This is a genomic window from Paenibacillus sp. 102, from assembly GCF_039549175.1.
Taxonomy (GTDB): domain Bacteria; phylum Bacillota; class Bacilli; order Bacillales; family Bacillaceae_G; genus Bacillus_A.
The window spans coordinates 143,872-165,115 of record NZ_JBCGHT010000005.1; the positions used below are offsets into that span (position 1 = coordinate 143,872).

General features: G+C 36.3%; 20 protein-coding genes and 1 other annotated feature. Of the genes, 5 read left to right on the top strand and 15 right to left on the bottom strand.

Annotated elements, in window-relative coordinates; all coding sequences use genetic code 11:
* Window positions 1–78 precede the first annotated feature (78 nt).
* Complete coding sequence (locus tag AAIE21_RS14710; protein ID WP_343267455.1) at window positions 79–1,260, bottom strand: NupC/NupG family nucleoside CNT transporter; 1,182 nt, start codon at window positions 1,258–1,260, stop codon at window positions 79–81.
* A 327-nt stretch (window positions 1,261–1,587) separates the two neighbouring features.
* A complete protein-coding gene (locus AAIE21_RS14715) occupies window positions 1,588–3,015 on the bottom strand; it encodes an alanine/glycine:cation symporter family protein (RefSeq protein WP_343267456.1) in 1,428 nt (475 codons plus the stop codon).
* A 324-nt stretch (window positions 3,016–3,339) separates the two neighbouring features.
* Between AAIE21_RS14715 and AAIE21_RS14720 the strand changes: the two genes are divergently transcribed.
* Both AAIE21_RS14720 and AAIE21_RS14725 read left to right on the top strand, forming a co-directional pair.
* A complete protein-coding gene (locus AAIE21_RS14720) occupies window positions 3,340–3,978 on the top strand; it encodes an NAD(P)-dependent oxidoreductase (protein WP_343267457.1) in 639 nt (212 codons plus the stop codon).
* Between the two features lie 152 nt (window positions 3,979–4,130).
* Window positions 4,131–4,499, top strand: coding sequence for a YxeA family protein (locus tag AAIE21_RS14725; protein WP_343267458.1), 369 nt, complete (start codon window positions 4,131–4,133; stop codon window positions 4,497–4,499).
* Window positions 4,500–4,525: 26 nt separating this feature from the next.
* Here the strand turns inward: AAIE21_RS14725 and AAIE21_RS14730 are convergent, their stop codons facing one another.
* The 4 genes from AAIE21_RS14730 to AAIE21_RS14745 form a co-directional block, all read right to left on the bottom strand.
* A complete protein-coding gene (locus AAIE21_RS14730) occupies window positions 4,526–5,455 on the bottom strand; it encodes a thioester domain-containing protein (RefSeq protein WP_343267459.1) in 930 nt (309 codons plus the stop codon).
* A 139-nt stretch (window positions 5,456–5,594) separates the two neighbouring features.
* Window positions 5,595–6,155 (bottom strand): biotin transporter BioY, encoded by a 561-nt coding sequence (locus AAIE21_RS14735; protein WP_343267460.1) that lies wholly within the window; start codon window positions 6,153–6,155, stop codon window positions 5,595–5,597.
* 144 nt (window positions 6,156–6,299) lie between these two features.
* Window positions 6,300–7,139 (bottom strand): aldo/keto reductase, encoded by an 840-nt coding sequence (locus AAIE21_RS14740; RefSeq protein WP_343267461.1) that lies wholly within the window; start codon window positions 7,137–7,139, stop codon window positions 6,300–6,302.
* Window positions 7,139–8,374, bottom strand: a complete 1,236-nt coding sequence (locus AAIE21_RS14745; RefSeq protein ID WP_343267462.1) for an MFS transporter — start codon at window positions 8,372–8,374, stop codon at window positions 7,139–7,141. Before AAIE21_RS14745 ends, AAIE21_RS14740 begins: the two co-directional genes overlap by 1 nt.
* A 317-nt stretch (window positions 8,375–8,691) precedes the next feature.
* Here AAIE21_RS14745 and AAIE21_RS14750 point away from each other — a divergent pair, with 317 nt between their 5' ends.
* From AAIE21_RS14750 to AAIE21_RS14760, 3 genes are all read left to right on the top strand, one after another.
* On the top strand, window positions 8,692–9,042 hold the full coding sequence (locus AAIE21_RS14750; protein WP_343267463.1) for a winged helix-turn-helix transcriptional regulator: 351 nt from the start codon (window positions 8,692–8,694) through the stop codon (window positions 9,040–9,042).
* A gap of 459 nt (window positions 9,043–9,501) precedes the next feature.
* The gene (locus tag AAIE21_RS14755) at window positions 9,502–9,942 is read left to right on the top strand and encodes a DUF1641 domain-containing protein (RefSeq protein WP_343267464.1); all 441 of its coding nucleotides are present in this window, start codon (window positions 9,502–9,504) and stop codon (window positions 9,940–9,942) included.
* A 44-nt stretch (window positions 9,943–9,986) separates the two neighbouring features.
* Window positions 9,987–11,165, top strand: a complete 1,179-nt coding sequence (locus AAIE21_RS14760) for an NAD(P)/FAD-dependent oxidoreductase (protein ID WP_343267465.1) — start codon at window positions 9,987–9,989, stop codon at window positions 11,163–11,165.
* Window positions 11,166–11,483: 318 nt separating this feature from the next.
* Here AAIE21_RS14760 and tyrS read toward each other — a convergent pair whose 3' ends face one another.
* From tyrS to AAIE21_RS14805, 9 genes are all read right to left on the bottom strand, one after another.
* Window positions 11,484–12,746: a tyrosine--tRNA ligase gene (gene tyrS / locus AAIE21_RS14765; protein ID WP_343267466.1), complete on the bottom strand. Its 1,263-nt coding sequence runs from the start codon at window positions 12,744–12,746 to the stop codon at window positions 11,484–11,486.
* Between the two features lie 71 nt (window positions 12,747–12,817).
* Window positions 12,818–13,039, bottom strand: a binding site (T-box leader).
* A 74-nt stretch (window positions 13,040–13,113) separates the two neighbouring features.
* A complete protein-coding gene (murB, locus tag AAIE21_RS14770; RefSeq protein WP_343267467.1) occupies window positions 13,114–14,031 on the bottom strand; it encodes a UDP-N-acetylmuramate dehydrogenase in 918 nt (305 codons plus the stop codon).
* A 28-nt stretch (window positions 14,032–14,059) separates the two neighbouring features.
* Window positions 14,060–14,314 carry a hypothetical protein gene (locus AAIE21_RS14775; RefSeq protein WP_343267468.1) on the bottom strand — a complete coding sequence of 85 codons (255 nt, stop codon included), beginning with the start codon at window positions 14,312–14,314 and terminating at the stop codon, window positions 14,060–14,062.
* A gap of 192 nt (window positions 14,315–14,506) precedes the next feature.
* A complete protein-coding gene (locus AAIE21_RS14780) occupies window positions 14,507–15,901 on the bottom strand; it encodes a DUF4179 domain-containing protein (protein WP_343267469.1) in 1,395 nt (464 codons plus the stop codon).
* On the bottom strand, window positions 15,871–16,431 hold the full coding sequence (locus AAIE21_RS14785) for a sigma-70 family RNA polymerase sigma factor (protein WP_343267470.1): 561 nt from the start codon (window positions 16,429–16,431) through the stop codon (window positions 15,871–15,873). The genes AAIE21_RS14780 and AAIE21_RS14785 overlap by 31 nt, the downstream gene beginning before the upstream one ends.
* A gap of 117 nt (window positions 16,432–16,548) precedes the next feature.
* A complete protein-coding gene (locus AAIE21_RS14790; protein ID WP_343267471.1) occupies window positions 16,549–16,944 on the bottom strand; it encodes an SET domain-containing protein in 396 nt (131 codons plus the stop codon).
* A gap of 128 nt (window positions 16,945–17,072) precedes the next feature.
* Window positions 17,073–18,278, bottom strand: a complete 1,206-nt coding sequence (locus AAIE21_RS14795; RefSeq protein ID WP_343267472.1) for a Ger(x)C family spore germination protein — start codon at window positions 18,276–18,278, stop codon at window positions 17,073–17,075.
* The gene (locus AAIE21_RS14800; protein WP_343267473.1) at window positions 18,259–19,365 is read right to left on the bottom strand and encodes a spore germination protein; all 1,107 of its coding nucleotides are present in this window, start codon (window positions 19,363–19,365) and stop codon (window positions 18,259–18,261) included. Before AAIE21_RS14800 ends, AAIE21_RS14795 begins: the two co-directional genes overlap by 20 nt.
* Complete coding sequence (locus AAIE21_RS14805) at window positions 19,365–20,933, bottom strand: spore germination protein (RefSeq protein WP_343267474.1); 1,569 nt, start codon at window positions 20,931–20,933, stop codon at window positions 19,365–19,367. Before AAIE21_RS14805 ends, AAIE21_RS14800 begins: the two co-directional genes overlap by 1 nt.
* Window positions 20,934–21,244: the final 311 nt, after the last annotated feature.

Below are 21,244 nucleotides of genomic sequence, written 5' to 3' on the forward strand. Positions count from 1 at the left end.
CGGCATGTTTTTTCTGATTATCTTGTATCTCAATGAACTCAAAAAAGCAATGAGCGCTTGCTCATTGCTTTTCATTTTTTATAACATTACACCAACAACAATCGCTGATAATATACTTACTAATGTCGCACCATATACAAGCTTTAATCCAAATGAAGAAACAACGTTTGATTGATTTTCATCAATCCCTTTCGTTGCTCCTGCGATAATTCCAATAGATGAAAAGTTCGCAAACGACACAAGGAATACGGATAAAATACCAACTGTACGATCCGATAAGCCCCCTCCTACTTTTGCCAGGTCAAGCATCGCAACAAACTCGTTTGATACTAATTTTGTCGCCATGATTTGTCCCGCTGTTACCATTTCTGCTTGTGGGATTCCCATTACAAATGCAAGCGGTGAGAAAATATATCCTAATATAGCTTGGAATGTAATACCGAAAACAGTATCGAACAAACTATTAATTGCTGTAATTAATGCTACAAAACCAAGTAACATCGCTGCTACGGTAACTGCAATTGTAAATCCAAGCATAATATATTCACTAAGCATTTCGAAGAACGATTGCTTTTGTTTGTTTTCTAATTTAAGTGTATCTTCTTCTTCCGTAACGTCATATGGATTAATAATATGAATAATAATGAAGCCACTAAATAAATTCAATACAAGTGCTGTTACTACATATTTCGGCTCAATCATTTTCATATATGATCCAACAATAGACATTGATACCGTCGACATAGAAGATGCACAAAGTGTATATAAACGATGTTTCGGGATTTTGCTTAATTGATCTTTTACTGTAATAAATACTTCTGCTTGTCCGACAATTGCAGCTGCAACTGCATTATATGATTCCAGTTTTCCTAGACCATTTACTTTACTTAATAGGAAACCAACAGAACGAATGAATAACGGTAAAATTTTAAAGTGTTGTAGAATTCCAATTAACACGGCAAAGAACACAATCGGTAGTAATGCCGTTAAGAAGAATGAAACCTCTCCTTTATTAACAAGACCACCAAATACGAAAACGATTCCAGATTCCGCATATGCAAGCAGCGCTCCAAATCCGTCAGAAATTCCTTTTACTAAAATATAACCAACCTGCGTATTTAATAAGAAGTACGATAATGCCAACTGAATAACAAGCATAACCAAGATTGGTTTATACTTGATTTTCTTTCGATCCGTACTTATAAGAAAACCGAGTATAAATACAACGAGTAATCCTACAAGAAACATAACAAATTTCATATATAAAATCCTCCATTTAAACCTTATTCAACGCTCTAGAAAAATTATTTAACGTTGAACGTCTGACCACATAAAATAAGAAATAATCCAAACTTTCACCTAACACATAAAAATATATATGCTATGACCTTAAATCCTTCTTATCTCTTATCCGGAAAGACCTTATACATTCTAACATAAATTCCAACTCGCATCTTCATATTTCTAAAAAAAATTACATTTTCTTATAAAACTCAAGTTAATGTTCGTCTTTTACTTCATCCCCCCTAATTTTCCCCCACCAAAAAACGAGCATCAAGTTCGACTTGATGCTCGTTCCCCATTTCATTATACAGCTTTTTCTTTTTCTACCACTGGCTTGTCCCAGCACTCTGTATTTGTTAAACCTGGAATAGACTCTGCACTGAAGACTGGATCTTTCCCTTGTTTCTTTTGCTTTACATAGTCCGCCAACGCAGCATATGCAAATCGGCCAAGAAGTGTAATCGCAATTAAGTTTGTGATTACCATTAGACCCATAAATAAGTCTGCCATATTCCATACGACTTGAAGCGTCGCAACAGAACCGAATAGCACCATTCCAACTACCGCAACACGATAAATCATTAACCAAGTTTTACTTTGTTTAATGAATTCAATATTCGTTTCACCATAATAATAGTTTCCTAGAAGTGAACTAAATGCAAATAGGAAAATAATAATCGCTAAGAAGCTACTTGCCCATGGGCCAATTTGCGAACTTAATGCATTTTGTGTTAATTCAATTCCTTCTAAGTTTGTTGCCTTATATGCACCAGAACATAATACGATAAACGCTGTTGATGTACATACTAAAAATGTATCTACTAAAACTCCAATTGTTTGAATAAATCCTTGTTTCGCTGGATGCGTTACATCTGCTGTCGCAGCCGCATTCGGCGCACTACCCATACCTGCTTCGTTCGCAAATAATCCACGCTGAATACCATACTTCATCGCTGCTCCAATACCGCCACCTACAGCTGAATCTAAACCGAATGCACCTTTAAAGATTTCCGTAAAGACATCTGGTAGTAAATAGAAGTTTTTAATAACAACGAAAACAGCTACTGCTATATAAAGAATTGCCATTGGTGGAACAATCATCTCTGACATACGTGCAATACTTTTAACACCGCCAAAAATAATAACCGCGACTAATGCAGCTAATGCAATTCCTACAACATAACGCTCAATGCCAAAAGCATTTTTAAATGCTAACGTAACTGTATTTGCCTGTACTGAGTTAAAAATTAAACCGTAACTAATTGTGATAAGAATAGAAAACCAAATTCCCATCCAACGTTTATTTAAACCTTTTTCCATATAATAAGCAGGACCACCACGGAAGCCACTGCCATCTTTTATTTTATAAATTTGTGCAAGCGTACTTTCTACGAAACTTGAAGATGCCCCAATAATTGCGATTACCCACATCCAAAATACTGCGCCGGGTCCTCCCATAGAAATAGCTAGCGCTACACCAGCCAAGTTCCCGATCCCAATACGGGCTGCTGAACTCATACAGAAAGCTTGGAAAGAAGATACGCTGCCCTTTTTACGTGTCTTTCCAGTTAATCCATCACTCATTAATCGAACCATTTCCCCTAAATGGGTAATTTGTACGAATTTCAATTTAATAGAAAAATAAATCCCTAGCCCTATTAACATTGCAATCAAAATATATGACCAAAGAATCGTATTCGTTGATGAAACGAACTGTTCTAAAATATTCATACGATTAGTCCCCTCCCATTTCTCTTCATAAATTGAATTATATTCAAAAAATATTCAAAAATCAACATTTTTCGGCAGGATATTACTTCCATATGTAAGGTTTTATGACATCACTATGTTATTTGTAAGGAATTATGACTTGTTATTTTTAAAAACATACATACTATATAAAGAAATGTTTTTATAAACAAAGCAATTGACAAAAATAAAACCTGTAACTATACTAGTTACAACAGGTAATAAACATACCTGCTTAACTACATCGATTCATTTTTACACATATATTTAGACATTAATTCTATTAAACATCCGGAGGTATATATTATGAAAATCGGAATTATCGGAGCAAGCGGAAAAGCTGGAAGTCGCATTTTAAAAGAGGCACTTGATCGCGGTCATGAAGTTACTGCAATCGTAAGAAATGCAGCAAAAATTACAGAAGATACTGTAAAAGTTTTAGAAAAAGATGTTTTCGACCTTACTGCTAACGACCTTCAAGCATTTGATGTAGTCGTGAACGCATTTGGCGCTCCTGCAGGCAAAGAACATCTTCATGTAGAGGCAGGGAACGTATTAATTGAAGCAATGAAAGGTGCACCTAGCACAAAATTACTGGTTGTTGGTGGCGCTGGAAGCTTATTTGTTGATGAAGCAAAAACAACACGTGTATTTGACACACCAGGTTTCCCTAAAGAATACCTTGCAACTGCTCAAAACCAGGGTAAAAACTTAGAAATCTTACAACAAACAAATGATATCACTTGGACATTCATTAGCCCTTCTGCCCTATTCGCATTAGGAAAACGTACTGGCTCTTACAAAGCAGGTAAAGATCACCTTCTTGTGAACGAAAAAGGTGATAGCTACGTAAGCTACGAAGACTTTGCTGTAGCTGTACTTGATGAAATCGAAAACCCAAAACATGTGAACGAACGCTTTACAGTTGTTTCTGAAGCTGAATAATAAAAAATGGTGCATCGATTTAAATCGATGCACCATTTTTTATTCTCAGATTACGAAAATGTAAGATTACTGTAAGGAAAATAAATAGTGTCATTCCACTGATTATTGTTAAATATGTGTAGGACATTTAATAATGAAAGGTGGAATCATACATGAAAAAATTTATTGTTATAGCATTACTTCTTATAGTAGGAATAGGTGCATTCTTAATGAAAGGCGGCGTAATGGTTGATCGATTAAATCCATTAGTAAAAATGGATGATTACTACACCGTTGTAAAAGCTGACGGTAAACATTTAGGAAAAGACTCTATCCGTGAAGATAGCGAAAGCTATGAATACAACTTCAAAGGTTTTGATAGTAACGGAAAAGAACAAGACATCACAATTAACGTAACAAAAAAACTTCGTCACGGAGCCTACTTGAAAGTAACAGCGAAAGGACAGAATGGAAAGTCTTGGATGGAAGTACAACCAAATGAAATCCCTGATGCCGCGAAAGCTAAATTAGAATTAAAATAAAAAGTGCTGGCAAACGCCAGCACTTTTTATCTTTTGTACGGTGTAGAAGGTTGGTTCGGTTGATTCGGTTGATTCGGCTTCTGTGGTACCCCCGTCTTCTTCCAACTTACCGCTAACTCTGGGCTTGTTTTCTCTTCACTACGCTCTAATAAAACTACTGCGTCTTGAATCGTTTCCGTTCCCTTATGTTCAATACCTTGTAATTTCGTTAAATTACCAGATACTTTAAAGCTAAATTCACCAGAAGGCGCTTCTTTCGGAATTAACACGCGGAATTTTTCTCCTACATTAAATTCTGTTTTTGTTTCGCCTTTTTCATTCACAAACTTAGCTCCTTGTGGCGCACCAGTTGCTTGCACTTTATATGTTCCACTCTTTGCATTTGTTTGAACTGTATATAAACCAGTCTCAAAGAACTCATCTTTTAATACTGCTTCTTGTTTTTCCGACGGCGTAACACTCATCGTAATTTCTTGTACTTCTTCACTACTAGCTGCTTTCGCAACGATATCTTTCGTTAATTTCTCTACATTTTTATTACGAAAATCTAAATCATCGATACTCACTTGTCCAAGCGCATTCCATACAGCAAGCTGCGTCGCATAATGCGCCTCTCTCCAATCAGATACACCTAATTCTTGCGGACTTTTTTGTGGGTAACCATTTAACAATACACGGTACACGCCAATATCTACCTTACCTATTTCAGGTAAATCTTGACCACTTGGTGATTTCAAAAAAACATCTAAGCAGTACGCTATTTTTCCATCTGCTGTTTTAATGAGTTCAGTTCGGATTGGCTTCTTTAACGATTTACTATAACTCCAATCCATTTGATACTTTGTGTGATCCATAACTTCTGCGGATGCTTTTTGGAGTGGGAATAATAAATTCGCAAATACAAATAAAACACTCAAAAAAGCAACCAATAACTTATACGATCGTTTAATATTCATGTTCACAACCCCTTATAAAATAACAAATTTACTACTGTATAGTATCTAGTTAAAAAGTCTTTTTATACATTCCTTTTTCCTTCTTAAGACGCTAAAAAAACACACGCAGAAATCATTCTACGCGTGTTTCTATCATCATTTATTGTTCTTGCAATAATAATTTCGAACGCACTAACGCTCCTCTTACCTTAATTCCAATCCATGCAGCTAATGCAGCTTTTATCACACCTACAATCAGGAAAGGAATAAATCCTCCCATGAAAGCTGCTTGCCACCCTAGCGACGCCACATACTTTAAAAATACAGTTCCAATTGTTAATGTCACGAGCATCCCTAAAATATTTGCCATTAACGAATTCCAAAATGTTAATTTTGTTTTTTCCGTTAACAACCCGATTAAGAAAGCAGTTGGAATGAAGGCTAATAGGAATCCGCCTGTAGGACCAAATAAAACAGATAAACCACCACTAAATCCAGCATAAACAGGGATTCCAGTTGCACCAATTAAAACATATAACAATACAGATAAAGTGCCATAACGTGAACCTAAAATTGTAGCAGTAAGACCAATCGCTAACGTTTGGCCTGTTATCGGAACGAGCGGCAAAGGAATTGTAACTTGAGCCAAAATACCAATTATAGCAGCAAATAGTGCAGTAACAATTAACATACGGAAATGATTCGTGTGACGGTTATTCATATGTACCTCCCTAAAAATTTTATATTATAAATTTAAGATATCCCATTCGATATAAGGAGTAAATGTTTTTATTTGAATTTTTAGTTTTCAACAGACAAAAAGAAGAGCACAAACCTTTTTTGCACTCTTCTCTTCCACTCTATATTAAAAATCAAAATTATCCGGATCTGGACCAACGCGATGATTTTTGTTTAATGCATCCATTTGTTCCATATCTTCTTTTGTTAATTCAAAATTGAAGATGTCTGCATTTTGGATAATACGATGTTCTTTTGTTGATTTTGGAATCGTTACAACTTCATTTTGTAAATCCCAACGCAGAATAATTTGCGCAGTTGTTTTTCCGTATTTAGCTGCAATCTCTTGTAATGTAGGGTTATCTAGTAACTGCCCTTGCATAAGCGGTGACCAAGCCTCCATTTGAATACCTTGTTCACGACAGAAAGCCTGCAATTCTTTTTGCGTTAAACGAGGGTGGTATTCGACTTGGTTAATCATTGGTTTCACTTCTGCTCCTTCTATTACATCTTTCAAATGATGAATTTGGAAATTACTCACGCCAATTGCACGTACGCGTCCTTCTTTATAAATCGTCTCTAACGCTCTCCACGTATCTTTATATTTTCCTTCTACAGGCCAATGAACAAGATATAAATCTAAATAATCAAGCTCCAGCTTTTTTAGACTTTCTTCGTATGCAGCTAACGTTGTTTCATAGCCTTGATCTGAGTTCCAAACTTTTGAAGTAATGAATAAATCTTCTCTAGAAATTCCCGCTTCTTTTATCCCCGCACGAATACCTTCTCCTACAGCTTTTTCATTTCCATAAATCGCCGCTGTATCAATACTGCGGTATCCTTCTTTAATTGCTGTTTTTACAGCCTCTACAAGTTCTGGCCCATCCTCTACTTTAAATACACCTAAACCAAACCAAGGCATCTCTACGCCGTTATGCAATGTTGTTGTACTTTGTAAATTGTTCATTATACTCTTCTCTCCTTTACATTTTTCATTTGATCTCTCATTTCTAAACTCATACTCCACGCCGTTAAAATAACTGCACCGACTACCATAATCGCACCTACCCATGCTGTATGAATTAGTCCTAATGAATTTGTTACAATGCCACCTAAGTACGCCCCAAGCGCAATTCCAGCATTAAAGGCTGCAATATTCATAGCTGATGCAACATCTACAGCACTTGGAACAAAGCGCTCGGCTAATATCACGACATATACTTGTAATCCCGGAACATTCATAAACGCGAATAATCCCATTAAAATAATTGTAATTAATCCTGCCACCTTAAATGGCGCTGTAAATGCAAGCACAAATAACACAATTGCCTGAATGAAAAACATAAAAAACAATGCCCGAATTGGGTTGCGATTAGATAGCTTACCGCCAATCATATTTCCAATTGCGATTGCAATCCCATACACTAACAAAATGACTGTAACTGTGCTTGCTTTAAAGCCTGTTACTTCTTGTAATAGTGGGGACAAATACGTAAACGTCACAAATGTTCCGCCGTATCCTAATGCAGTAATAACGAAAACCAGTAACAGTCTTCCATTTGTTACAAGCTTTAATTGATCACGAAAAGATACCGATGCACCTTTTCGTAAATTCAATGGAATAAGCATGCTGTTAGCTACTAAAGCAACAATTCCAATTGCCACAATAACCATAAACGAAGCTCTCCAGCCAAATTGTTGACCAATAAATGTTCCAATCGGTACACCTGTAATGGTTGCGACTGTTAAACCCGTGAACATAAAAGCAATCGCACTAGCACGTTTATCTTCTGGTACAAGCGCTGCCGCAATCGTTGAACCAATCGACATAAATACACCATGTGCAAACGCTGATACGACCCTCGCAATAAGAAGCATCTCAAAGCTTGTTGCCATCGCCGCAATGCCATTACCAATAATGAAGATAATCATAATCCACATTAATAACGTTTTACGAGACATACTAGCGGTTACCGATGTTAATATAGGAGCGCCAAATGCTACTCCTAACGCATATAAAGAAACAGTTAAACCAGCCGTTGTAACAGAAACATGTAAATCGTTTGAAATAGCCGGCAATAAACCGACACTAATAAATTCGGTTGTACCTATGCCAAACGCACTAATTGCTAATGCTAACAAAGCAAACATACTTCTTCTATTCGTTTGAACATCTGAAGAAGATACTGTATATGAACTCAATTGAACTCCTCCTTAATTCGAGAAATCCAATCATAATAGTATGATAAAAAGGCCTTTTTATCTTCTAATAAAAATAGTTTTACTACTCATAACTGCTATTATGAATGGTTTCATTCTTTTTTGAAAGAACGCACTTGAAAGTACGATAGGCACCTAAAAGTAACATAGGCACCTTTTAGTAACGTACTACTCATTTGCCCCTTACGTATGCTATTATGAGACATGTTCAACATGAAAAACAGTACGTACTTTCAAGTACTATAGGCACTAAAAAGTAACATATGAAGATAAAAGACTCGTTAAAGGGGTTGTAATATATGAAAAAATACAATATTCCTGTAGAAGCAACCTTAGAAGTAATCGGCGGAAAATGGAAGGTTGTTATTCTTTGTCACTTAACAAAAGGGACAAAACGAACAAGTGAACTAAAACGTTTAATGCCTGGCATTACTCAAAAGATGCTAACACAACAATTACGTGAGTTAGAAGAAGATGGGGTTATTCAAAGAAAAGTATATAATCAAGTCCCGCCAAAAGTTGAGTACTCACTTACTGAATACGGTTGGTCACTAGAAGCAATTCTTGACTCCCTTTGCACCTGGGGAGAGTGTCACCTTGAAAAGAACGGAAATTCCTCCATGCTCATCACACAAGCAGATCCATCCTAACCAGAAAAAAAGGGAAAAATGAGCATTCATTTGCTCATTTTTCCCTTTTTTTCTTTATAATCAAGTATATTTTAGATATCAGTAAAATAAAATATATACTTTTTTCCCTTGCCAATACTAGGTTATCGAGTCAAAGTCAAATAATTAGGGATCATTTTTATGTTAACCTGAGTGTATATAGTATATAATATAAGATATATATTATATACACTTTCCGATAAAGGAACTTTCCATTATGCGGACAAGCCATGTATCGGACAGTTCATTAATAATAGGTAAGAAATTATGGTTTTGGATTTATGATTGTCTACTACTTGCAATCATAAGTTTAAAGGCATTTTATTGTGTTTTGTGAAGCTTTGTATAAAGTTTTGCAAACTTTTGCTAACGCTTACCTGTAATAGGAATGTTTTATTTCTAAAAAAATAAGAGTATTGCTATCGTAAAGGAGAATTGGAGATGCCAGAAACTATCACTCAAACAAAGCCTGAACAAGAATCTTTACAAATTTCTGCTAGCCAAGGACAACTTGATGTACTTGATCAATTGTTAAAACCTGAGGTACAAGAATCATTAACTGCACTAGTAGAACAGCTTCCAAAATTAACTGAGCTTGTTAACATTTTAACTAAGTCTTATGACTTCGCTCAAACTGTTGCTACTGACGAAGTATTAAAAAGCGACACTGTTGGCGCAATCCAAGAGATTGTAGAACCTGTAAAAGATACAGTGAAAAGCATGGCTGCAACTGCTATCGAAGCAAAAGATCGCGCTGAAGAAAGCACTGAAGTTATCGGTCTTTTCGGCCTTTTAAAATTACTAAAAGATCCACAAGCACAAAAAATGTTCCGCTTTATCAATGCTTATCTTCAAATTAGTGCAGAACGCAATAATAAATAATTTATCTTATAACAACAATTAGTAAAGACGGGGGATATCATACTATGTCAAAACAAATTGTCATCTTAGGCGCTGGTTATGGCGGACTTCTTGCCGCTTTAAATGTACGTAAATACTACAGCAAAGCAGAAGCACAAGTTACGGTAATCAACCAATACCCAACACACCAAATCATTACTGAACTACACCGCCTTGCAGCAGGTAATGTTTCTGAACAAGCAATTGCAATGCCACTTACAAAACTTTTCAAAGGCAAAGACATCGATCTTAAAATTGCAACTGTTGAGTCATTCTCAGTAGACAAAAAAGAAGTAAAACTAGCTGGCGGCACTACTTTATCTTATGATGCACTTGTAGTTGCTTTAGGAAGTAAAACTGCTTACTTCGGTATTCCAGGACTAGAAGAAAACAGCATGGTATTAAAATCTGCTGCTGATGCAAACAAAATCTTCAAACACGTTGAAGATCGTATTCGTGAATACGCAAAAACAAAAAATGAAGCTGATGCTACAATCTTAATCGGTGGTGGCGGATTAACTGGCGTTGAGCTAGTTGGTGAGCTTGCTGACATTATGCCTAAACTTGCAAAAAGCCACGGCGTAAACCCGAAAGAAGTAAAATTACTTCTTGTTGAAGCAGGTCCAAAAATCCTTCCAGTATTACCAGACGATTTAATTGAACGTGCAACTACTAGCTTAGAAGCACGCGGTGTTAAATTCTTAACAGGTCTTCCTGTAACAAACGTTGCTGGCAATGAAATCGACTTAAAAGACGGTCAAAAAATCGTTGCAAACACATTCGTTTGGACGGGCGGCGTACAAGGTAACCCATTAATCGGTGAATCAGGACTTGAAGTGAACCGCGGCCGTGCAACTGTTGATGCACACCTACAATCTACTTCTCACAAAGACGTATTCGTTGCTGGAGACAGCGCTGTTGTCTTCGGTCCAGAAGGTCGTCCATACCCACCAACTGCACAAATCGCTTGGCAAATGGGTGAGTTAATTGGATACAACTTATACGCAGCACTAGAAGGCAAAGCATTCGAAGAGTTCGCACCAGTAAACTCTGGAACACTTGCAAGTCTAGGACGTAAAGATGCTGTTGCTACAATCGGAGCAAGCTCAACTCCACTTAAAGGTCTACCAGCATCATTAATGAAAGAAGCAAGTAACGTTCGTTACTTATCACATATTAAAGGATTATTCAGCTTAGCTTACTAATCCAAACACTAGCCCAAATCATGATTTGGGCTTTTTTTATTTTTAAAAGCTTTCTTTTTAGATGGGAGAGAGCATCCAGCCTTGCATAGAAGCGATCAGGGCTTTTTTTGTCCCATGCCATGTTTACAACAAAAAGAGATAATAAGTGCAAGGCTCCTCTTTTCTTCGTGGCAATGATTTATATATTATTTTTATTCGCCACGAAAGCTAGAGAAACCTCTACAATAGTCTTAATATACTGACTTTTTTATGACGAAATTATGGATATTATAAAAGTAGAAGCAAGGATCTCTCTCACTTCTACTCTATAACAAAACCTTATGCGCCTAATTTCACCAAGCTGTAATTCTTTTTACCTTTACGGATAATAATAAATCTTCCGTCGAATGAATTTTCCGCCGTTACATCTGTATTCACATCTGTTACTTTATCTCCATTCATCAAAATTGCCCCATTATTAATATCTTCGCGCGCCTGACGTCTAGAAGGTTCAATTCCTAAATCAACTAACCACTCGACGATATTTTTTGTTTCTTTTGAAGCGTGGAAAGTTGGCATATCTTTAAAGCCTTGTTCAATTTCATCAGCAGTTAATGATTTAATATCCCCACTGAATAATGCCGCTGTAATTTTTAAAGCTTGCGTAAGCGCATGCTCACCATGAACAAATTTCGTCATTTCTTCAGCTAATACTTTTTGTGCTTCACGTTTATGCGGCTCTGTTTGCACTTTAACTGCTAATTCATCAATTCTTTCTTTCGTTAAGAATGTAAAGTATTTCAAGTACTTAACGACATCACGGTCATCTGTATTCACCCAGAACTGGTAAAATTCAAATGGCGTTGTTTTTTCAGAATCTAACCAAACTGCTCCGCCTGCTGATTTACCAAACTTCGTACCGTCTGATTTTAATAATAACGGAATTGTTAATCCAAATACTTTTGCTTCATGCCCCTCTAATTTACGAATTAAATCTAAACCACTCGTAATATTTCCCCACTGGTCACTGCCACCAATTTGTAATTGGACACCTTCTTCTTTGTATAAGTGATGGAAATCCATCGCTTGTAAGATTTGGTATGTGAATTCCGTAAATGAAATCCCTGTATCCAAACGGCTTGCCACTATGTCTTTCGCTAACATGCTATTTATACTAAAGTTTTTACCGTAGTCACGTAAAAACTCGATAATATTGATTTGATGTGTCCATTCGTAGTTATTTACCATTTTCACTTCACTATTGCCACCGAAGTCAAATAGCTTTTTCATTTGCGCTGTTAATGCATCCACATTATGTTGCACTTGTTCCAATGTTTGCAATTGACGTTCTGTTTGTCGTCCACTTGGATCACCAATCGTTCCTGTTGCTCCCCCAATTAAGATAACCGGATGATGTCCTGCTAATTGAAAACGTTTCATCATCATAAACGGAATTAAATGTCCAATATGCATACTGTCACCAGTTGGATCAACGCCGCAGTACAAGGAAATTTTTTTCTCTTCTACTAGTTTACGTAATCCCTCTGCATCTGTTTGTTGATTAACGGCATCGCGCCATTCTAATTCATCAATAATGTTCATGTCTTTCCATCCCCTTCAATATTTGAATTTCTCTTTCAAAAAAACAAAAAAGTCCCTATGTCTATACCAGACATAGGGACGATTATTAACCGTGTTACCACCCAGATTGCACAAATAGTATCCATGCTACTATTCATACCACTCTTAGCAATCATATCGTTTGCTACTCCGCTTAGCATTACCTAAGATACTCCAGAGTGTAATTCACAAGTTTGTTTGTGCTAGGTTCCATCAACCCCTAGCTTTCTCGATAACAGTGACAAACTGCTACTGGGCTCTTTCAGCGTATTGAATATGTTAAATTATAGCCATTATAGTGAATTGAAAACATGTTGTCAATTATACCCAAAATTTTTTTGGAAATTATTTAATTTAAATCTTCTCCAATAATCCTTACTTCTCTTTCTAACATAATACCAAATTTCTCTTTCACTGTTTTTTGAACAAAATGAATCAAATCGATATAATCTTGCGCCGTCCCATTATCAACGTTCACCATGAATCCAGCATGTTTTGTTGAAACTTCAACACCGCCAATTCGCGTTCCTTGCAGTTCAGAATCTTGGATAAGTTTACCAGCAAAATGGTTAGGCGGACGCTTAAAGACACTACCACATGAAGGGTATTCTAATGGCTGCTTCGATTCTCTTTTATACGTTAAATCATCCATTTTTTCTTTAATCTCTTCATATACACCATTCTCAAGTTCAAATGTAGCTTCAAGTATGATGTAGTGGTTATTGGCAAATGTGCTTTTACGATATCCAAAATCAAAGTCGTCTTTTGAAAGAGTAGTCAGCTCTCCCTCTTTTGTCATGACAACCGCTTTTGTTAATACGTATGCCACCTCGCCACCGTATGCACCTGCATTCATATATAAGGCTCCTCCAACAGAACCTGGTATACCACAAGCAAATTCTAGTCCTGTTAAAGTATGTTCTAGCGCCACTTTTGATACATCAATAATTGCTGCACCACTTTGGGCTACAATTGTTTGTTCATTCACAGTAATATCCGTAATATGGGTCAAACTTAATGTAATTCCACGAATACCACCGTCTTTTATAATCACATTAGAACCATTTCCTAAAAACGTAATCGGGATATTGTGTGTATTCGCATATTGTACAACTTGTTGAATTTCAGTATAAGTAGTGGGCTGCACAAACACATCTGCTTTTCCCCCTACTTTTATATGCGTATGATTCTTTAACATCTCATCTTGTTTTACATGTTCTTCTGGTAATACTTTACTTAAATATTTATATACTTCCTGCATATTCATTCTATGATTCCTCTATTTCTATTAATAATTAATGGCCTATCCTCTCGATAGTTCCAGCATTCTTAAAACTATTTCTCTTATTCTCTTTCATTCCGCTTACAAGTTCATTTACTACACTACATGTAATGCCATGCTGAAAATAAGTAGGTAATCGGCCACCACATAGATTACCTGAATAGTTTAGTAAGATAGCTTCCGTCTCTATCTTATCAAAAAATCGAGAAGAAAACTTTACCTTCAAAAATTTTCCGATATAACCAAGTTTAAGGTGAAAAAATTTCAAATCTAATCTCTTCCTTTACAAAACTCTATTATATCGCATGTCAATGTGAAAAAATATGGTTAAAGAAGGAACTTTTCAAACTGATAAAAATGTCTATATTTTGTCACATCAACAATAGATATTGCAAAAGTGTAAGGCTCTTGTAATATAAAAGGATGCCTCTTTATATGTTAAGGGCATCCTTTTTTTATGTTATTTTAATTGAACTTTAACTGGCAGTAATTCTTTTTCGGGATGATATGGTGACATTTCTACTTCTAATACATAATTCTTCAAACTAAAATTCTTTACACCATATTCACCATCTAACTTAAATGTCGCCTGGAATTGTAACTTTTCCTTATTCAATACCTTTACATCGCTCCCCTTTATCACATGGCCAATCGGTGCAAATTCTTTGTCTAAATATGAAGAATCAATTAAATTCATAACTTCCCCTCGATTGATCAACTCATCCATAGAAATATGTTTTGTATCGACATTTTGCAATGTATATTGCAAAATTAGCCTTTGTTTTTTATGCTGAATGCTATTAACAACAATCTTGAAATCACTACGAGTACTTTGTATTTCAAATGGTGTCTTTTGATTTAAAGCCTGAATAGACGGCTTTTCAGACAATCTCACATTTGGATGTAGTATAATAAATTCTGCGTCCTCTGGAACTTCCCCAAAAATAGAGCGCTCATCAGATTCTATCCGATTTCCGACTTTTTCTCTTCCAAATTCAATACCTGACGTTTTAAAATCGATTTCATTTCCTTTATCATCAGTTACTTTTCCGATTCTCGCTAAATCATTTTCTCCAATAAGTGGATAAATGGCTTTATAGTCGATTGCAATTGAGCTTTTCCCAACTGTAATCTTTTCAAAGTTCAATGTATGTTCATTATCTTCACTACTAATAGACTGCTGAGGCTGAATCATTTTATTCTCCAATTGTTGTACGGGAATATCAAATTTCCAAATCCCTTTTGTATCTCCGATAGACGTAATAGTAATTGGCAATGTTGTATTTTGGGGAAGCTCTTTTTCTGGATAATCAATATGAATATTCCCAAACCAACCGTCTTTTGTAATTTTCCCATCAAATGAAGCTGCACGCCCCCATTTTTCGCTTCCATCAACAAGTTTAAAATCATAATAAAAATCCCTACCAGAATTGTTCTTTATAAATACTTCGTCTGGATTATCCACTTTAAACGTAATCCCAATTCTACCACCATCATAATACACACTATTCATTGTTACGCTAATTCCATTGCTCACCGCTTGCTGATTTAACTCTGTTACAAGCTTACTTGCCGACAAGTTTTGACCAATTGTATCATGAAAATGCGAATAAATTTTCCCGATAATCGGAACTTCCGCCAATACACGACTCATTTGCGGAAACACAAACCCAGAACCTAATACGCCTATACATATTGAAGCGGCAGTTAACAAAGCAATTTTTCTTTTCTTATATATCTTTTTAGCTGGCTTTTCTGCTTTTGCTCTAGCAATACCTTTTTGTATAGTCAGATTCAATTCTTGCCCTGGAACTTCAATTTTATTTACTTCGTCATTAAACCACTGCTTATCCAATTCTCATCACTCCCCCCTAATAATTTTTTTAAAGATTTTCTCGCCCGGTGCAAATATGTCTTTACCGTTCCCTCTGGCACATTCATTTGCCACGCAATTTGATGAATTGGAAGATCATAATAATAATATAAAATGATTACTGTTTGATAATTTTCATCCAACCTTTGAATTGCTCCCTGCAAATCAATATTTTGTTCAATTTGATGTAGTTTGCTTGGCATCCCGCCATATGTATCTGCTTTTCTTCCATCCTCTAACTTCTTCACTTTTTTCTTTTCACCTAATAGCTGATAGGCATTATGTATAAGAATACGTGTCAACCATGTCAAAAAATAGTTTGGTTTCTTTAATTGATCTATGGATAAGTACGCTTTATATACTGTTTCCTGTACAACGTCCAGTGCATCTTCTTTATTCTGTACATACAGATAAGCAGTGCGGTACAACTGGTCTTGATATAGGCTAATAAGCTGTTCAAAAGCTGCATCGTCACCTTTTTTTGCTTTTTTGACTAATTTTATTTCATCCATCGTATCCCCTCCTTTCATCTATTAGATAAATAAAAGTACAGTTTGGTTTCAAAAAAATTATATTTTCATTCCATACAAAAGAGCACATCCAATAGAATGTGCCCTTTCCAGACTGTATTACTTATCGTTTTCTTCTTTTTCCTTATCGAACCATAGTAACTCATCGTCATCAACTTCACCATTATAGTTGATAAGTACCTCTTCTCCTGCTTTTATATCCTTATAAGCAAAGAAATTAAACGTATGATTTTCAAAGACAATCTCATATGTTGCATTCGGCGTATAAGAATGGTTAAATAGCATGCCATACCCTAAAAGAATTGCCGTATGATTCACTCCATACTCAAATGCGTAGTCAGCAAGTAACGTTTTCTCTATAAACTCATGCTGTTCATTTGGGTAAGAGATAACTGGTGCTGCGTGTATAAGCTCACCTTTTTTTATATCACGAGTCGCAAATACACCTCTATTAAATTCTCCATCACTAAGTTCAGAAGTCTTTATTTCAATCATATTCGTCACCTATACATTTCTTTCTCTGAAGTATTTTATCTTCTTAAGCTTGGCAGATAATGACGAGAAAAGCAATTGGTTTTATTTTTCTTATGCTATAAAACAATACTGGATAAGGAATCTCACTTCTAAGATCCTTCCGTACCATAGTCCTGGATCGTTAACTTTATGCTGTATTTGATTGGAACCTTACTAAATGTTTTATCCCAATCTTTTTCGACCTTTTTCCATACCTTTGGATACTCAATTTTCAATCTGTTACCGAAGCCAGCCACATCGGTGTGATATTCCTTTTGAATTTTTTTCAATGTACGCTTCACCAATCGATTCACTTCTTGTTTCGCAGCTTTTTCTACACTTTTTAGAAACTTATTTTCAAAAGGTTTTCCCGAAGTGACCCAGTTTTCAGATATCCGTCCCTCTGATTGAATATCCACATCAAAAGAGATATTATCCCCTTTAACGTGGGGTTGAATTTTACTTTTCATAGATTTCACTTCATACATGATGGGTTTTCCTGTCTTTGCATCAAAACTTTTCACTAAACCGCTTTTCCCTTTCCCAGTTAGCCATGTTAAGCCTTCCACCTCATTTTCATTCAAAAAGCCACGCAGTTTTTTTGTCTTTCCTTTGATTACGGCAGCGCCCGCAAATTTCACTTCTCCATTTACCGAAATCACATTTGGCAAAAGAAAACTATCTCCTGACTTTATCTTTCCTGATAATTTAGCAAGCGGCATAGGAGGTAAAATCCGCGATGATCTATATTGATTATCCGCAATTCCAAGCAAAAGAAACGCTGGAATTTCTCCTTTTTCCTTCGATTTCAAGGTCTCGCTAGCTCGCCCTTTACTAATCAACACGAGACAATTTGGTCTTATCTCATTATCACGGATATAAATATCCAGCAGCTGTTTCAAACTATACGTCCGCGCAAGATTTTCACTAACAACAATCACTTTCGTGTGATGAAAAATTATAGGCCTCTGCCGTCTTAATGCAACTTCACGAATCGATTGGTGAAGGGAATCTCCAGTTTCAGAAATATTCGTGTAAGGTTTTTGTTGCGATATTCCACCTTTTCCTCCTCCTGATGCTAATTGTGGTGTAACCAATTGATAGGTTGATGTTACAAGATTTTTTTTCTGATAACCTCCTCCTTGTTCTTCTATCTCTCTCTCAACATTCGTCTCCTTTCCTTTATCAATTGCCAAACCTACCGCGAAACCAAGTTCTTCAATTTCATGACTGCTCCAACATCCTGTAAGAGCCAGAAGCAAAAGAACTGATGATACAACGAAAAGAAGCCGTATATTATTCACACTTCGGTTCATTCTTTCTCTTCCTCCATTTCGAAATTACAAGAAGAAGCAGTGGAAAGATACCGAATAATACAAGCGCTACATTGCCAATCATATCCCCAAATTTAAATAGATCATTAATGTTTTTCGGTATCTCAGCAATAATGTAAATAATCGGAAGAAGCCCATACATAAATGAGTGACTATTCTTGTTAAAAAGCTGTGCTAATCCCAAGGCTGCAGCATAGTAACAGATTGTATAAGTTGCAAATATTTGCATGATCCATATCACAAGTAATAAAGACTCAAACCGTTCAAATATCAAACCGGGGATTTCAAAACTTCGCATAAGATCAATTGTAGGCCAGGTTCTCATTATCACCCCATCAACTGAAAACGCTCCTATCACCATAACAACTGTCACGACATAAAAGACTAAGGGAATAGCGGTTCCGATGAGAACGACTTTTACAGCCTGGAGTGGTTGTTTCATAAATGCCAAAAGGATCAACATGATTTCGGCTCCTGAATATGCGAGAGTTGTTGTTTTTATGCCTTTTAATACTGGCATAACTCCTAACCCTAATACAGGACGGAGATTATCTAACTCAAATATTCCAATACTCATAAAGGAAGTCAGCAAAAAAATGAAGACTGTAATTGGAAAGATTATTTCAAACAGGCGAGCTATCGAGTTTATACCGCCTAAGTTCAAATAAATACTTACCCACATAAACGGCATGATAATAGCCCACCCAGGGGTGCCTTCCAATAAAAAAAAACTTGTTACTTCTCCTAGCACTCTAACTTCAAATGAGGAAAGCATAACAAAGTAGCCTACAATGAGTAGACTAAGTAACGCCCCCACCCATTTTCCTACAATGTCTTGACTATATTGATAAAAAGTTTTTCCAGGAAACTGTTGACTTAATTTAACGATGATTACCCCTGCAACCATCGCAATTCCCCCCCCGACAATAACAGTTATCCAAACATCTGGTGTCTTGACTTTCTCCGCAGCTGTTCTAGGCAGAGTAAGAATTCCTACTGCAAGTATATAATTAATAAGAATGACAACTGCTTGGGAAGTCGGAATTCGATCTTTTGGACCGGTAATCATCACTCTTCACTTCCTTTTCGTATTGAATCTTTGGGCTTCATCATTGTCGGACGACGTTTCATCATCTGAAGTGGCATACGTATCACAAAATCCTTCCAATCACTAAGTCGATAAAGAACGGCTGGACTAGCATAGGGCACACCAAAACTCTTCAATCTCGCTACATGACTGCATAAGAAAAGAAAAAACAAGATGACCCCATATAATCCAAATATGGCAGCACAAAACATAGCTACAAAACGAAGAATACGAAGTGGAATTGCTGCACTATAATGTGAGAGAGCGAAGGAGGAAATAGCGGTTGCTGCTACTACGATGACCATAACTGGACTGACAATCCCTGCCTGTACTGCAGCCTCTCCAATGATTAATCCACCGACAATCCCCATCGCTGAACCAATCGGTTTAGGTAAACGTAATCCTGCTTCCCGTAAAATTTCGATGGCTATTTCCATAAACAGCGCTTCTATAATTGCAGGAAACGGAACCCCTTCTCGTCCTCCTATGATTGAAATAGCTAACTTAGTTGGAATCAATCCGGGGTGAAATGAGATAAAAGAAATATATAAAGCAGGTACAAAAAGAGAAATTATAGCTGCTCCAAAACGCAATAAACGGATAAATGTGCCTGGAATCCAACGTTCATAATAATCTTCAGGTGATTGCATCAGCATGCTAAATGTAACTGGTACAATTAAAGCAAAAGGCGTTCCATCCAATAAAATTGCAACCCGTCCTTCCATTAAGGCTGCGATAACCCGATCCGGGCGCTCCGTACTCTGCACTTGTGGAAAAGGACTGAGGTAATTATCTTCAATGAGCTGCTCTACATACCCTGATTCCGGTACATTATCAATATCGATTTTCTGAATTCTTTTCTTAACCTCTTCTACTAACTCTGAGTCAGCAATCTCTTTCATATAGGCAATAACCAACTCTTTTTTTGCTCGCGTTCCTACCTGGAATTTTATTAATGATAAATCCTCATTTTCACCATGTAGCCGTAACAAAGCGGTATTCTCACATAAAACTTCTGTGAATCCTATCCGCGGCCCTCTAACTGACACTTCTGATATGGGCTCTTCAACATTCCGTGTTTTCCCTTTTTTTGTATAAAGAATGAATACATCTGATAATCCATCAATCAAAAGTGCTGTTGAGCCCATCAAAACTTTCGACATCAATCCTTTTATAGAATGCACTTCTTCTATACCACTAACAGTAAGGACTCGATTCTTAATAAACTCTTTTGAAATGGTACCTTCCACATAAGACGGCACACTCTTGTACTCTTCATAAAAATTAAACATCAATGACTTCATAATATGCATGTCGATAAGATCTTTATCCGACAGTCCTTCGACAAAAACAAGTGCTGCTCTAACATTTGTACACCCTATGTTAAACTCTCGAATGTGTACATCGGAGTTATAACGAATTTCTTCCTTTACACTCGCTAAATCCACGGTGAAATTGCCTGTAAAATGACCTGTTCCACTTTGCTCCTTATATGTATCACCTTGTTTTTCTATCTGTTTCATCTTTGATTCCTGTTCTTTCACCCTCATCACTCTTTCTCTAATGTACGGATCCAGCTAAAAACTCGCGAGGCCACATAAGGAACGAAAAATACGATAAAAGCTTGCACAAACACTTTCCAATCTGGAAGATAAGAAATAAGCGGTTTCCACATTTTAATCACCCAATATCAGCAGTTGACACTGCAATTTTTTATCCTAATTGGAATTTCTTAAGCATTATTATGTCTGATGTGCGGAAATTTAATCCATTTAAGGAATTACCATCACTTTTTGGTTTATATTAACCTTCTACTATCAAAAATTTATAATTGGATATATGATTAGGCAAAAAATACATC

Bases quoted from the DNA above. Each gene is read 5' to 3' on its own strand.
- AAIE21_RS14710 (WP_343267455.1), bottom strand. From the start codon at position 1,260: ATGAAATTTGTTATGTTTCTTGTAGGATTACTCGTTGTATTTATACTC.
- murB (WP_343267467.1), bottom strand. From the start codon at position 14,031: ATGAATATGCAGGAAGTATATAAATATTTAAGTAAAGTATTACCAGAA.
- AAIE21_RS14725 (WP_343267458.1), top strand. From the start codon at position 4,131: ATGAAAAAATTTATTGTTATAGCATTACTTCTTATAGTAGGAATAGGT.
- AAIE21_RS14785 (WP_343267470.1), bottom strand. From the start codon at position 16,431: ATGGATGAAATAAAATTAGTCAAAAAAGCAAAAAAAGGTGACGATGCA.
- AAIE21_RS14800 (WP_343267473.1), bottom strand. From the start codon at position 19,365: ATGATTACCGGTCCAAAAGATCGAATTCCGACTTCCCAAGCAGTTGTC.
- AAIE21_RS14740 (WP_343267461.1), bottom strand. From the start codon at position 7,139: ATGAACAATTTACAAAGTACAACAACATTGCATAACGGCGTAGAGATG.
- AAIE21_RS14805 (WP_343267474.1), bottom strand. From the start codon at position 20,933: ATGAGGGTGAAAGAACAGGAATCAAAGATGAAACAGATAGAAAAACAA.
- tyrS (WP_343267466.1), bottom strand. From the start codon at position 12,746: ATGAACATTATTGATGAATTAGAATGGCGCGATGCCGTTAATCAACAA.
- AAIE21_RS14755 (WP_343267464.1), top strand. From the start codon at position 9,502: ATGCCAGAAACTATCACTCAAACAAAGCCTGAACAAGAATCTTTACAA.
- AAIE21_RS14720 (WP_343267457.1), top strand. From the start codon at position 3,340: ATGAAAATCGGAATTATCGGAGCAAGCGGAAAAGCTGGAAGTCGCATT.
- AAIE21_RS14795 (WP_343267472.1), bottom strand. From the start codon at position 18,278: ATGAACCGAAGTGTGAATAATATACGGCTTCTTTTCGTTGTATCATCA.
- AAIE21_RS14730 (WP_343267459.1), bottom strand. From the start codon at position 5,455: ATGAATATTAAACGATCGTATAAGTTATTGGTTGCTTTTTTGAGTGTT.
- AAIE21_RS14790 (WP_343267471.1), bottom strand. From the start codon at position 16,944: ATGATTGAAATAAAGACTTCTGAACTTAGTGATGGAGAATTTAATAGA.
- AAIE21_RS14735 (WP_343267460.1), bottom strand. From the start codon at position 6,155: ATGAATAACCGTCACACGAATCATTTCCGTATGTTAATTGTTACTGCA.
- AAIE21_RS14750 (WP_343267463.1), top strand. From the start codon at position 8,692: ATGAAAAAATACAATATTCCTGTAGAAGCAACCTTAGAAGTAATCGGC.
- AAIE21_RS14760 (WP_343267465.1), top strand. From the start codon at position 9,987: ATGTCAAAACAAATTGTCATCTTAGGCGCTGGTTATGGCGGACTTCTT.
- AAIE21_RS14715 (WP_343267456.1), bottom strand. From the start codon at position 3,015: ATGAATATTTTAGAACAGTTCGTTTCATCAACGAATACGATTCTTTGG.